The 12,738-nt window shown below is 74.7% G+C and carries 11 protein-coding genes; 4 read left to right on the forward strand and 7 right to left on the reverse strand.

Going from position 1 to position 12,738, the window contains the following annotated elements:
- Nucleotides 1-72: 72 nt before the first annotated feature.
- Entirely contained in the window at nucleotides 73-2,499 is a 2,427-nt protein-coding gene (locus ABTZ99_RS31190) for a hypothetical protein (protein WP_499616339.1), read from the forward strand.
- 71 nt (nucleotides 2,500-2,570) lie between these two features.
- On the opposite strand, the gene ABTZ99_RS31195 is transcribed toward ABTZ99_RS31190, so the two are convergent.
- The 4 genes from ABTZ99_RS31195 to ABTZ99_RS31210 are packed head-to-tail and all read right to left on the reverse strand — an operon-like array spanning nucleotide 2,571 to nucleotide 5,489.
- Nucleotides 2,571-3,680, reverse strand: a complete 1,110-nt coding sequence (locus tag ABTZ99_RS31195) for a Gfo/Idh/MocA family protein (protein ID WP_499616342.1) — start codon at nucleotides 3,678-3,680, stop codon at nucleotides 2,571-2,573.
- Nucleotides 3,677-4,423 carry a cupin domain-containing protein gene (locus ABTZ99_RS31200; protein WP_498778555.1) on the reverse strand — a complete coding sequence of 249 codons (747 nt, stop codon included), beginning with the start codon at nucleotides 4,421-4,423 and terminating at the stop codon, nucleotides 3,677-3,679. The genes ABTZ99_RS31195 and ABTZ99_RS31200 overlap by 4 nt, the downstream gene beginning before the upstream one ends.
- Nucleotides 4,420-5,331, reverse strand: coding sequence for a DUF6807 domain-containing protein (locus tag ABTZ99_RS31205; protein ID WP_498778556.1), 912 nt, complete (start codon nucleotides 5,329-5,331; stop codon nucleotides 4,420-4,422). Before ABTZ99_RS31205 ends, ABTZ99_RS31200 begins: the two co-directional genes overlap by 4 nt.
- On the reverse strand, nucleotides 5,328-5,489 hold the full coding sequence (locus ABTZ99_RS31210) for a hypothetical protein (RefSeq protein WP_498778557.1): 162 nt from the start codon (nucleotides 5,487-5,489) through the stop codon (nucleotides 5,328-5,330). Before ABTZ99_RS31210 ends, ABTZ99_RS31205 begins: the two co-directional genes overlap by 4 nt.
- 114 nt (nucleotides 5,490-5,603) lie before the next feature.
- Here ABTZ99_RS31210 and ABTZ99_RS31215 point away from each other — a divergent pair, with 114 nt between their 5' ends.
- Nucleotides 5,604-6,758: a glycerate kinase gene (locus ABTZ99_RS31215; RefSeq protein ID WP_499616346.1), complete on the forward strand. Its 1,155-nt coding sequence runs from the start codon at nucleotides 5,604-5,606 to the stop codon at nucleotides 6,756-6,758.
- 106 nt (nucleotides 6,759-6,864) lie between these two features.
- On the opposite strand, the gene ABTZ99_RS31220 is transcribed toward ABTZ99_RS31215, so the two are convergent.
- From ABTZ99_RS31220 to ABTZ99_RS31230, 3 genes are all read right to left on the reverse strand, one after another.
- Nucleotides 6,865-7,647, reverse strand: coding sequence for a sugar phosphate isomerase/epimerase family protein (locus tag ABTZ99_RS31220; protein ID WP_499616349.1), 783 nt, complete (start codon nucleotides 7,645-7,647; stop codon nucleotides 6,865-6,867).
- Nucleotides 7,644-9,503 carry a DUF2264 domain-containing protein gene (locus tag ABTZ99_RS31225; RefSeq protein WP_499616351.1) on the reverse strand — a complete coding sequence of 620 codons (1,860 nt, stop codon included), beginning with the start codon at nucleotides 9,501-9,503 and terminating at the stop codon, nucleotides 7,644-7,646. Before ABTZ99_RS31225 ends, ABTZ99_RS31220 begins: the two co-directional genes overlap by 4 nt.
- Before the next feature lie 64 nt (nucleotides 9,504-9,567).
- Nucleotides 9,568-10,581, reverse strand: coding sequence for a hydroxyacid dehydrogenase (locus ABTZ99_RS31230; RefSeq protein ID WP_499616354.1), 1,014 nt, complete (start codon nucleotides 10,579-10,581; stop codon nucleotides 9,568-9,570).
- Between the two features lie 194 nt (nucleotides 10,582-10,775).
- On the opposite strand from ABTZ99_RS31230, the gene ABTZ99_RS31235 reads away from it, so the two are divergent.
- Nucleotides 10,776-11,807 carry an ABC transporter permease gene (locus tag ABTZ99_RS31235; protein WP_498778562.1) on the forward strand — a complete coding sequence of 344 codons (1,032 nt, stop codon included), beginning with the start codon at nucleotides 10,776-10,778 and terminating at the stop codon, nucleotides 11,805-11,807.
- Nucleotides 11,804-12,691: a carbohydrate ABC transporter permease gene (locus ABTZ99_RS31240; protein ID WP_499616357.1), complete on the forward strand. Its 888-nt coding sequence runs from the start codon at nucleotides 11,804-11,806 to the stop codon at nucleotides 12,689-12,691. The genes ABTZ99_RS31235 and ABTZ99_RS31240 overlap by 4 nt, the downstream gene beginning before the upstream one ends.
- The last annotated feature ends 47 nt before the right edge of the window (nucleotides 12,692-12,738 follow it).

The raw sequence follows: 12,738 nt of genomic DNA on the forward strand, positions 1-12,738 counted from the left end.
GGCGGTCCCCGACCGCCCGGCCGAGAACCTCCCCGTCCTTCCCACTTCCCTGCGTTCCGCGGAGGCAACGCCATGGTCACCCCCACCACGATCAGCACGCCGCCCCCTCCCGGCGGCGACTCCGGCTTCACGATGGACGCGTCCGCGATGGACACGCTCCAGCAGCAGGCCGACAACCTGCGCACCGGCTACGAGGAGGTGTCCTCGAAGCTGTCCGGCCAAGCGTTGGCGGGCAACGCCTTCGGCACCGCCGGCGCGTTCGCCGTCGAGGCGTTCAACGCCTCCACCACCAAGTCGGTCGAGCTGACGGGCAAGGCCGCCTCGACCTTGGGGCTGGTCGGCGACGGCCTGAAGGCCACCGCGCAGACGCAGCAGGAAGCCGACCGCGCCAGCGGCGAGCAGTTCGCCTCGGTCGAACCCGCCACGATCGCCGACGGCCCGCAAGGCGCACCGACCGGCGGCCCCAACGGCACCGCGACCACCCAGGGCCCGCCGGTCACCCCGACTGAGACGATCCCCGGCGGCGCCGGGAGCGGCGGCGCCGGAACCGCCTCCCAGCCCGGCGGGCCGCAGGTGCCGCCGACGAACGACATCCCGGGCGCCGACGGCACCACGCAGGCCTCCAACTACACCAACCCGGAATCCCAGGGCGGCGCACCAGGAGGTCAAGGCGGCGGCGCACCGGCCGGCCAGTCCGCCGGGATCCCCACCGGCCAGATGCCCCCGACGCCCACGATGCCGGGCACTCCGGGAATGCCCACCGCCGACACCGCGACGAAGCCGTCCACCCCGGCCACAATGCCCACCGCCAACGGCGCAGGTTCTCCGGACGAGACCAAGACCGCCGCCGCCCGGACGTCGACCCCGCCCCCGCAGGCCACCACCCCCCAGCCCGCGCCGGTGCCCGACTTCCCCGAGATCCCGGACCCGCCGCCCGTCCCGAGTGGTTCCGGTGGCGGCGGCGGCGCGAACCTCGCCGACGCCCTCAAGACCACGCCCACGACCGGCGGCGAGTCGGCCTCGGGCACCAAGACCCCGGCCGGCAGCACCGCCCCCTCGGCCAACACCACACCGCCGCCGACGCCTCCCATCCCCGAGGTGCCGAAGGACCTGTTCAAGCAGCCCACCATCCCGGACCTCGGCACGGGCGGCAGTTCAGCCGGCGGTTCCGGCAGTTCGGCCGGCGGCTCCGGCGGTCTCCCGGGCAGCTCCGGCGGACTCCCCGGCGGTTCCGGCGGACTCCCCGGCGGTTCCGGCGGACTCCCCGGCGGCTCCAGTGGGCTCCCCGGCAGTTCCGGCGGTCTGCCCGGTGGTTCGAGCGGCGGGCCGTCGGGAGGTGGCTCGGGTTCGACCAGCAGCGGTGCGGGATCGCCGACCGCTCCCGGCGCGACGACGCCGTCCGGCGGCATGACCCCTCCGCCGATGCCGCCGATCCCGGAAGTGCCCAAGGACCTCTTCAAGCAGCCGACGATCCCCGACCTCGACACGGGCGGCGGCACGGGCACTTCCGGCGGCTCGTCGGGCGCCGGCGCGGGAACGCCGGGCTCGTCCCTGCCGGGTGGCACGCTGCCCACGACCCCGCCCGTCCCGGACCTCGCCGATCCCCGTCCCGGTGAGCAGTCGCCAGGGGATCAGGGCGGTCGCGGCGGCCGTGACACCTCCGACCACGACCGCCCCGGCCAGGACCGCGAGCCCGGCAACCGCGAAGGACGCGACCGCGACGGCAGCGAGCACGGCGGACGCGACCGCGACGCCGGCGACCGCAATGACCGGGACGGCGAAGGCCGGGACCGCCACAGCAACGACCGCGAAGCCGGTGACCGCGAAGGCCGAGACCGCCACGGCAGCGACCGTGAAGGCAGCGACCGCGAAGGCGGGGACCGTGAAGCAGGCGAGCGCGATGACCGGGACCGTGAGGCCGGTGACCGCGACCGCGGCGATCGTGAAGCGGGCGACCGTGAAGGCCGGGATGGCGACAGCGGCGAGCACGGCGGCGGTGGGGCGGGTGGTGGTGGCGAGCAGGACGGCCCGTCCGAGCGCGACCAGCACGGCTTCCCGATCACCTCGGTGGACGGCAAGCCCTGCCTCGACCTGCGCGACCTCCCGGCGCAGGAAGGCGAGCGCTGGCAGGAGACCATCCGCGACATCCTCGCCACCAAGGGCGAGGGGTCCTTCTTCTGGGCCGGCGACACCATCGACGCCCAGGGCCGGCGGCACTCCCTCATGGACCTGGCCGAGTTCATGACCAACCTCGACGCCCGCGCCGAACCCGAGGCAGCCAAGCAGCCCGAACGCGCGGTGTCGGACGACGTCGCCGCCAGCCCGGCCCGCAGCGCCAACGGCGACGTCTACGTCCTGGTGGGCCCCAACCGCGCCGAGGGCGACCCGGTCGAGCTGACGGACTTCCCGACGCTCCAGGCCAACCCGAGGATCGAACGGGTCTTCGCGATCGACGCCCTCACCGGCCGGGAGACCCAGATCCACCCGAAGGTCTCGTGACCTTGCGGGCGCGGGAGCAATCCCGCGCCCGCTTCGGCAAACCCGCGCCGTTCAACGCAACGGTGCAATTCTCACGAGCGCCGGAGACCGGACGTCGCGGTCAGCCAGGGTGCGCCGGTGCCCGCCATGCTCTCGTAGAACGGGTGGCTATCGGTGATCTCGCCCTGGTCGACCGTGCGGCCGGTGAACGCCGAGGCGTACACGGCGGCGACGAACTCCATGGTCACCCTGGTGTCGGCAGTGGACACCGGCGGTGTCCCGCCGGTGTCGAGGGCGTCGAGCACCGCCGCGAGCTGGGCGGTGTGGCCGCTGGGCGTGTCGGCCGGCCCGCCGTCCCACGCCGACACGACCTCGGGCGACGTGGGCGCGGCGGTGAACGTCCAGTGCGAGTCGTCGTACCCGTAGAGGTGCTCCAGGTCGACGGTCGCCCGTTCGAAGTCGAAGCGCAGTTGGCTGGTCTGGCGCGGCGAGACCACCGAGTTGACCACCGTGGCCACCGCGCCGGAGTCGAACCGCACGAGCGCCGCCGACACGTCCTCGGTGTCGGTCGGCCGGGCCTGGCGCGCGGCGATCGCGGTGACGCTGCGCCACTGCCCCAGGATCGACAGCAGCAGGTCGAACTGGTGGATCCCGTGCCCCATGGTCGGCCCGCCGCCCTCCAACTCCCACTTCCCCCGCCACGGCGCGGCGAAGTAGTCGTCGTCGCGGAACCACAACGTGCTCGCCGACGCCACCAGCGGCCGGCCCAGCGCGCCCTCGGCCACCAGCCGCCGCAACCGCACCGCGCCGGACCCGAACCGGTGCTGGAACACGGTCGCCATCGGCACCCCGGCCGCCTCCTCGGCCTCCCGCAACCGGTCGAGACCGGCCAACGACAGCACCGGCGGCTTCTCCACCACCGGCACCGCGCCCGCCGCCAGGCACTCCAACGCGAGCGGCAGGTGCGTCCCCGGCGGCGTGCACACGTGCACCAGATCGGGTCGTCGGGCCTCGATCAGCGCGGTCAGGGTCGGGTAGGCGGGCACGTCCCAGGTCGCGCCGAACGCGGCGGCCCGGTCGGGGTCGAGGTCGACCGCGCCGACGAGCCGCGCCCGCCCGGCCAGGTTCCTCATCGCCTCGGCGTGCGCGCCGGCGATCGCGCCCGTGCCGACGATCGCGCAGGTGTAGCTACGACTGGTCAAGACAAGTGCTCCTCGTCCGCTGCGACTTCCAGGTGGAGATCCACGTCGACCGGGCTCAGCCGCCCGCACATGCCGAACACCCGCTCCGGTTCGGGCGTCCGGAACACCGCCGCCCGCTCCAGGTGCGCGGTCACGCCCCGCGCCACGTCCCGCGTGATCGAGAGGGTGGCCTCGGCCTGGCCGAGCGGCCCGTCGCGCACGATGTCCGCCCACGCGCCGGCCCGACCCCGGACCAGCGCCGCCGCCGAGGCGTAGAACTCCCGCAGCGGACCCGGGTCACCGGCGCGGACCGCGTCCCGGATCCGGACGAAGCCCTCCACCGCCAGGTCACGGCGTCGGCGCGCGTCGGCGGCGCGTTCGGCCTCCGTCGCCCGGACCGGCAACGTCGCCGCGTCCCGGTAGCGGTAGCGGTCGGCGACGACCTCGGGCGGGAACGTCATCACCGCGTCACCCGCCTCCGGCAACCCCGCGTTGCCCATCAGCACGACCACCCGCAGGCCGCCGTGGTTGACCGCGCGGTGGATCGTGCCGGGGGTGAACCACACCACCGAACCGGCCACGAGCGGGATCTCGCGGCAGCCGTCGAGGGTCACCGCGTGCAGCTCGCCCTCACCGCCCACGACCACGTAGCACTCGGTCGACGCCAGGTGCACGTGCGGGCTCCCGCCCACCACGCCATCGGGCGCCGCGTCGTCGTAGACGTCCAGGAACGACAACGACGTCCCGCCGGGGAACGTGCTCACACCGACTCACCCAACACACCGCGCACCGAATCCGCCAGGGCCGCGGCGTCCTCCTCGCCGCCGTCGGCCACCCCGGCGCCGTAGCGGAACCGCACGGTCTCCCCGTCCGCGACGACGAGCTCCTCGCTGAAGAACGGGGCCGGGTTCAGGCAGGCGAAGTCCTCGGACCGGGTGAACCACCGCGGCGGGTGGTGCGGGTTGGCCCCGTGGTCGACCATCAGCACCAGGGACCGCGCGTCGTCGCCGTCGTGCCGGCCCGCGAAGGCCATCCACTCGGCACGCCGGCCGCGCACCTCGTCACCACCGGGGCCGTCGGGCGTCACGACGGTCCCGCCGGTGAACGAGCGCGGCCCGCGCCAGAACAGGCCCCCGTACCCGGCGTTCTCCCGGCCACGCGTGGTCGGCGAGCCGAACGCGATCCCGCCACCCGAGGTGTTCGTCATCGCCGTGTCGAACGTCAACGCCCACGCCTGTGCCGACAGCAGGGAGGCGCCGATCGTCCGACGCTCCGTGATCACCGTGTCGCCGGCCTGGGTGACCCAGTCCAACTCGTGGGTGAACCAGGCCCGCTCCCCGTCCACGCCGACGTCGACCACCCGCCGGTGCGCCTGGGTGCCGTTGTTGTCCAGCTGCACGTAGGACCGCCCGTGCACGTACGTCGGACCGCCCCAGAAGTTCTCCTCGCCGACGTTCGGCAACGACCACGCGATCCCCTTGTGCCACACGTGGTCGTGCGGGCGGAACAAGCTCACCACCCGCCCCGCCCGCGTCCGGACCGGGTGCAGGTACGGCTTGGGCGACTCCAGGCGCGGCGTGTCGGGCGCGTAGGTGTAGCGGACGAGGTCGACGTCACCGGCGCGAACGGTCAGCGCGGACCCGAGGTCGTGCCGCACGGCCAGGGCGCTCACCGCGACAGCTCCGGCACGTCGACCCGCCCACACGCACCCGCCGGCACGCCGCCGACCGGCCGGAAGGCGCTCCGGACCGGGAGGGCGGAGCCGGCCGGGCGCCGGCGGTGCTCCACCCCGCCGGTCACGCCGTCGAGCGCGATGACGACCTCGTCCACCCGTACCCCCTTGCTCGGAAAGCGCTTTCCAGCGAGTATTCAGGGTTGCCTCGCGCGCAGTCAAGGCCCGGCGGACCGCTTGACAGCACGTTGGAAAGCGCTTTCCATAGCCGGGTGACCGCACCTCCGCCGCAGGCGGGCCACGTCGTCGTGGCACTGGACTCGTTCAAGGGCTCGCTGTCCGCGCGCCGGGCCACGGCCGCCGTCGCCCGGGGCTTGCGCCGCCACGGCGCGGACGTGCACGAGCACCCGGTGGCCGACGGCGGCGAGGGCACGCTGGACGCCCTGCTCGCGGCCGGTTTCACGGCGGTGCCGGTGGGTTCGACCGATCCCCTGGGCCGTCCGGTCGAGGCGCGCTACGCGGTCCGTGACGGGGTCGCGGTCGTGGAACTGGCCGAGACGTCCGGTCTCGGCCTGGTCGGGGACGTGCCGCCGACCCCGGAGCGCGCGGCGGCGGCGTCCACGTTCGGCGTCGGGCTGGTGATCGCCGCGGCGTTGGACGCGGGGTGCGCCACCGTCGTGGTCGGCCTGGGCGGCAGCGCCACCACCGACGGCGGCGCGGGTCTGCTGGCCGGTCTCGGCGCACGGCTGCTCGACGCGGACGGGGTGGCCCTCGACGCGACGACCTCGCCGCTGCGCGCCGTCCGCGCGGTCGACCGGGCCGGGCTGCACCCCCGGCTGGGCGAGGTGGGGCTGGTCGTGGCGAGCGACGTGGACAACCCGCTGCTCGGCCCGCACGGCGCGGCGGCGGTGTACGGGCCGCAGAAGGGCGCGGACGCCGCGCTCGTCGCGTCCCTGGACGCCGACCTGGCCCGCTGGGCGGACCTGCTGGACGCCGATGCCGCCGCCGTGCCCGGCGCGGGGGCCGCGGGCGGGACGGGGTTCGCCCTGCTGGCGCTCGGGGCCCGGGTGCGACCGGGCATCGACCTGGTGCTGGAGCTCACCGGCCTGGCGGACCGGCTGCCCGGCGCACGGCTGGTCATCGCCGGTGAGGGCCGCCTCGACCACCAGACGCTGCGCGGCAAGGCGCCGGTCGGCGTCGCCGCGGCGGCGAAGCGTGCGGGCGCGACTGCGGTCGCCGCCACCGGGACCTGCGACCTCGACCGCGCCGAGCTGGCCGCCGCCGGGTTCGCCGCCGCGTTCGCGCTCACCGACCTGGAGCCCGACGTGCCCACCTGCCTGACCCACGCCGAGCCGCTGCTGGAACGCCTGGGAGAGCGCATCGCCGCCGCGTTCCCCGACGACCGGCCCCCGCACCATCACGGGTGAAGCCACCCCGCCGCACGCGCCCCATCCCGGACCAAGAGACCCGCACGACCGCCCAGCACGTCATCGCCGCGTCCCGCAAGCACCCGTGAGCACCGCGGGCGACGGGTCACGGCCGCCACCGGGCGTACCACTCGGCCGCCGCGCGCAGCGGCACCGGCAGGGGTGCGATGCCGGGGTACCAGGCGCGTTCCCACTCCAGCGACACCCACCCCGACCAGTCCGCCAGCAGCCTGCCGCACGCCGCCAGCGGCACGTCGCCGGCACCCGGCGGGACCGGGGTCGGGTCGTCGGCGGCCACGTCCTTGACCTGGAAGTACCCCAAGTACTGCCCCAGCACCGCGCGGGTGCGCTCCGGCGGCTCGCCCGCCCGCCACGGGTGCACCGCGTCCCACAGCACCGCCACCCGCCCCGGGTCGCCGAACGGCGCGACCAGTCGCCGCGCCGCCTCACCGGTCGGGTGGGAGTCGTGCGTCTCGACCAGCAGCCGGACGCCGGCGGAGCGCAGGTCGGGCAGCACGGCGGCGATCCGCCCCGACGCCCGCCCGTCCTCACCGGCGCTCCCACCGCCGGGGAACACCCGCACCGAAGGCGCACCGAGCAGCGCCGCCAACTCCACCAGGGCGCGCAGCTCGTCGACCACCGGTCCGTCCGGCCCCGGCCGGCACACCTTCGGGTACCCCGCGAGGCAGGCGACCTCCAAGCCGGCGTCGGTGATCCGGTCGCGCACCCGCGCCGCCCGCGTGGCCGACATCCCGAGGTGGACCTCCTCGTCGGGGTGCGCGCGGACCTCCAGGCCGTGGCAGCCGTGCTCGGCCGCCACGGCCGCGCTCCGCGCCACCGGCACGCCGGGCGCGCCGAGCGTGCTCACCGCGAACCGCCACCCGCTCACCCGTGCACCACCTCCAGCGGCGCGAACGACACCCTCGTCACCTGCCCGTCCGACCAGCGCACCTCGACGGCCTCCGGCCCGGCCGCCACGACCGACACCACCTCCGGGACGTCCACCGGTCCGCCGGCGAGCACGGCCAGCGCGACGTGGACCGACGTGCCGCCACCGACCCCGCGCAGCCTCGGCACGCGCGCCGACGGCGTGAACGCGGTGCCGCCCGGCGCGGTGACCTCGTCGGCGGACTCCCAGCCGTGCAGCGGGTGCAGCACCGAGGACAGGTCCGGCCCGGCGGCCCAGCCGGTCAGCTCCACCCCGGCCCCCGGCGGCGCGCCGACCACGCGGTGCACCCGCAGCTCGTGCGGTCCTCGGGCGACCACCACGCTCTCCACCCGCAACGCGGGCAGCAGCGGCGAGCCGCCGGGGAACACCGGCCGGTGCCACGAGGCGGCCCAGCCCCAGCCGTCGCCGTGGCCCGCGCCGAGCGGGTGGATGCGGCGGCGGGCGGCGCGCAGGCCGCGGAAGACCACGGTGAAGTGGTTGTCAGCCGGGTTGCGCGCTGGGGTGGGACCGGTGCGGGTGGAGTAGGCGAACCGGCTGTAGTGCGGGTCGTCGCCCTCGGCGGTCTCCGCGTGGGTCGGCCGCACGTGGTCGCTGCCGTGGTTGTGCAGCCGGGCGATCCCGTCGGCGGCCGTGGTCTGCACGAGGAAGCCCGGCGCGGGCAGGCCGAGCACGTGGTCGCGCTCCTCGACCGGCGCGTCCCGCTCGACCTCGGTCCACAGCGGGTCGTCGGGTCCGGCCAGCAGGCACACGAACGCCTTCGACGCCCAGTACGGCGAGGCCGGCCCGGAGTAGTGCTGGACCACCGGGGCGTACGGGCCGTGCCAGCCGAGGCTGAGCAGGCCGCGGTCGTCCACCGCGCCCCGGTCGAGGAAGTAGCGCAGGCAGCCGCTGAGCAGCCGGCGCGACGCGCCCGGCGCGAGCGGCGTGTGGCCGGTGACCGCGCCGAGGGCCACGGCCGCGCCGGCGGCGAACCGGTAGGTCAGCGACCGGCCGTGGTGGACGGGCGCGCCGTCGCCGCCGAAGAGCAGCGAGAACCCGGAGAGGTGCGCGCGCAGCCGCTCGCCGTGCGGGGTGCCCGTGCCGGCCAGGTGCGCGTCGAGCACCGGGTAGAGGTGCAGCGCCCAGCCGTTGTAGTGGTCGAAGGCCCGCCCGTCCCCGTCGGAGTACCAGCCCTGGCCCCGGTACCACGCCTCCAGCAGGTCCAGGGCGCGCTCGCGGGCGCGGGCGGTGTCGGCGTCGCCGCGGCCGACCGACTCCAGGAACCCGGCCACGGCGTGCGGGAACAGGTACCAGTTGTTCGGCGCGGGCAGGGCGTGCAGGGCGTCGCGCAGCCAGGCCTCGACGCGGTCGCGCACGGCGTCGTCCAGCCGGTCCCACAGCCAGGGCCGGGTCACCCGCAGGGCGAGCGCGACCGACGCCGCCTCCACCATCGGCTGGCCCTGCACGTGGTGGTCGCGGATCACCGGCCACGACTCGGCGTCGTCGGCGCCGGGCGTGCGGGTGCCGGCGTCGAGGCCGTCGGCGTAGCGGGCCAGCCAGCCGTGCGGGTCGTCGCCGCCCGCGCCCGCGACCCGGTAGCCGGCGGCGAGCATCGTCCGGGCGAAGCCCTCCAGGCCGTCGCTGCGCACGCCGCTGCCCGACGCCGGGCCGGGCAGGTCCAGCCGGGCGCCGCCGGGGCTCGCCCACCGCCACGCGGCGTCCAGCAGCACGTCGGCGGTGGTCTCCCAGTGCGCGCGGGTGTACCCGGTGCGCGGGCTGAGCCGCCGGTCCTCCGCCAGGTCGGCCAAGGGGTTCACGCGATCCGTTCCTCTCCGCTCGCGGTGTGGCGGCGGGCTCGGGTCCATCCTCGGTCAAGGCTCGTCACGCGCTGTACGGGAGGCGTTCGGGCTCCACCCGCCCGAGCAGCGGCACGCCCCGGACGAACCGGCCCACCTCGGCGACCGCGAACTCGCCGATGCGCCGCAGCTCCCGGCCCTGGGCGCCGGCCAGGTGCGGGGTGATCAGCACGTTGGGCAGGGCGAACAGCGGGTGCCCGGCCGGCAGCGGCTCCGGCTCGGTCACGTCCAGGATCGCCGAGATCCGGCCGGTGGCGCACGCCGCGGTCAGCGCCTCGGTGTCGATCAGCGAGCCGCGGGCGGTGTTGATGACGAGCGCGCCCTCGGGCAGGAGGGCCAGCCGGCGGCCGTCGAGGAGGTGACGGGTCTCGGGCAGGGCGGGCGCGTGCACCGTGACGACGTCGCTGCGGCGGCAGAGCTCGTCCACCCCCACCGACTCCACGCCGAGGCGGGCGGCTTCCGCGCGGGACACGTGCGGGTCGTGGAGCAGCACCTCGACGTCGAACGCCCGGAGCCGCCGCAGCACCAGGCGGCCGATCCGGGACGCGCCGACGACGCCGACGGTGCAGTCGTGCAGCCCGGTGCCGTCGCCGGGCAGCCAGTCGCGCGGCGCGCCCTCGGCGGCGGTCGCGTACCGCCGGGCGCGGCCGAACGCCCGCTTGGCGCCCAGGACCAGCATGGCCATCGTGTAGTCGGCCACCGGGACGGCGTTGACGTCGGCCGAGGAGGAGACGACCACCCCGCGTTCGAACACGACGGGGTCGACGGTCGACTTCACCGTGCCGGCGGCGTGCACGATCGCGCGCAGCCCCGGCGCGGCGGCCAGCACGACGGCGTCGACGCGCGGGCTGCCCCACCCCGTGACCAGGACGTCCGCTCCCGCCAGGGCCGCCGCGGCGGCCGGCCCGTCGAACGAGGTGAACGTCGCCGCCGGGTCGATGTCGACCAGGTGCCGCAACCGGGTCACGAGGTCGGGCGGGAAGACGTCGGCGAGCGCCCAGGGGGCGAGGGCGAAGACCGCGACAGGTCGCCGTGACACGGAGTGGGCTCCTATCAGTGGGCCGGGCAGCGGCCGATCCATGTAAACGTTTGCATCCACACGTCACTCTACGCACAAGCCCTCCCGCCCACAATGCCCGCAGCTCAGTCCAAGTCAGAGCCACTACAGGCGAATACACCCTGGAACACCGGGCACGCAAGGCGTTGACGAACACGTGTAACCGTTTTATGTTCGTGAACATTCTGTTTCGGCTCGGCACCGCGAGAGAGGCGTTCGACGTGAGCATGACGCGGGTCCGCGGCGGCGCCAGTCCCCCGACCGGGACGGCGCCCGCCCCACCGGAGGTGGGTCGTCCGCGCCTCGGCCACCTGCGCCGCATCCGGGCCGACCGGGTGCTGCTGCTCGTCGCGGCGCCGGGTCTGGCGTACTTCCTGTTCTTCCACTACGGCGCGCTGTTCGGGAACGTGCTGGCGTTCCAGGACTACGTGCCGTTCCTGGGCGTCTCGGGCAGCGAGTGGGTCGGCCTGGCGCACTTCGAGCGCATGGTCACGGACCCGCTGTTCTGGAACGCGGTGAAGAACACGCTGCTGATCGCCGCGTTGCAGCTGGTGTTCTTCTTCCCCGCGCCGCTGGCGCTGGCGCTGCTGCTCAACAGCGTCGTCGGCGACACGCTGCGGCGGTTCGTGCAGAGCGTGGTGTACCTGCCGCACTTCCTGTCGTGGGTCATCGTGGTCGCGCTGTTCCAGCAGATGCTCGGCGGCGCGGGCGTGGTGAACGGCTGGCTGTCGACCCTGGGCCTGGGCGGCATCTCGGTCATCGGCAACCCCGACGCCTACGGCCCGCTGGTGATCGCGCAGCTGGTGTGGAAGGAGTGCGGCTGGGCCACGATCATCTTCCTGGCCGCACTGTCCCAAGTGGACGAGCAGCAGTACGAGGCGGCGGCGCTGGACGGCGCGGGCTGGTGGCGGCGGCTGTGGCACGTGACGCTGCCCGCGATCAGGCCGGTGATCGTGCTGCTGCTGGTGCTGCGGCTGGGCGAGTTCCTGTCGATCGGGTTCGAGCAGTTCTTCCTGCAGCGCCAGTCGGTCGGCCCGGAGACGGGCGAGGTGCTGGAGACCTTCGTGTACTTCACCGGCTTCGCGAACGGCGACTTCGGCTACGCCGCCGCGGTCGGGCTGTTCAAGGGCGTGATCGGCGTGGTCCTGATCTACACGGCGAACAAGGTGGCCCACCGGCTGGGCGAACAGGGGGTCTACCGGTCATGAGCAGGACGAGCGCCCCGGCCTGGACGGGCCGGCCGACCCCGGCGGTGCGCGCCGCCAAGGCCGTGGCGCTGACCGTGGTGGTCGCGCTGGTGGTCTTCCCCTTGTGGACGGTGCTGGCGACCAGCCTGGCCGGCCCGCAGGACGTGATCTCGCACGGCGGCTGGGTGGTGTGGCCGGACGAGTTCACGTTCGACTCCTACGCCGAGATCCTCCAGGGCGGGATCATCAGCCGCGCGCTGCTGGTCAGCGCGGGCGTCACGATCGTCGGCACGGCGCTGAGCCTGGTCTGCACGATCGGCCTGGCCTACACGTTGAGCCGGCCGCGGGTGTACGGCGGCAAACCGCTGCTGCTGCTCGTGCTGTTCACGTTCCTGTTCCCGCCGGGCATGGTGCCGCTGTTCCTGGTGGTGCAGGGGGCCGGGCTGTTCGACTCCTACGCCGCGCTGGTCCTGCCGTTCCTGGTCAACGTGTTCAACCTGGTCGTGATGCGCGGCTTCTTCCAGTCGATCCCGCCGGAGCTGATCGACGCCGCGCGCATCGACGGCGCGGGCGAGCTCGGCATCCTGCGCCAGGTCGTGCTGCCGCTGTCCAAGGCGGTCATCGCGGTGGTCGGCCTGTTCTACGCGGTCGCGTACTGGAACCGCTTCTTCGAGGCGATCATCTACTTCAACGACCAGGCCAAGTGGCCGATCGGCACCGTGCTGCGGCAGTACGTCACCGGCGGGGCGTCGCTGGCCGAGACCTCGGGCGAGCTGGCGGTCACGTCGCCGCAATCGGTGCAGATGGCCGTCGTGATGCTCGCGACGCTGCCCATCGTGTGCGTGTACCCGTTCCTGCAGCGCTACTTCGTCAAGGGCGTCGTCACCGGCGCGCTGAAGGCCTGAACCCCCTCCACCGCAACCACTCCTTTCGGCTTCCAGCCGGGAGAGGA

Origin of the sequence: Actinosynnema sp. NPDC002837 (assembly GCF_040295345.1) — a bacterium.
Lineage (GTDB): Bacteria > Actinomycetota > Actinomycetes > Mycobacteriales > Pseudonocardiaceae > Actinosynnema.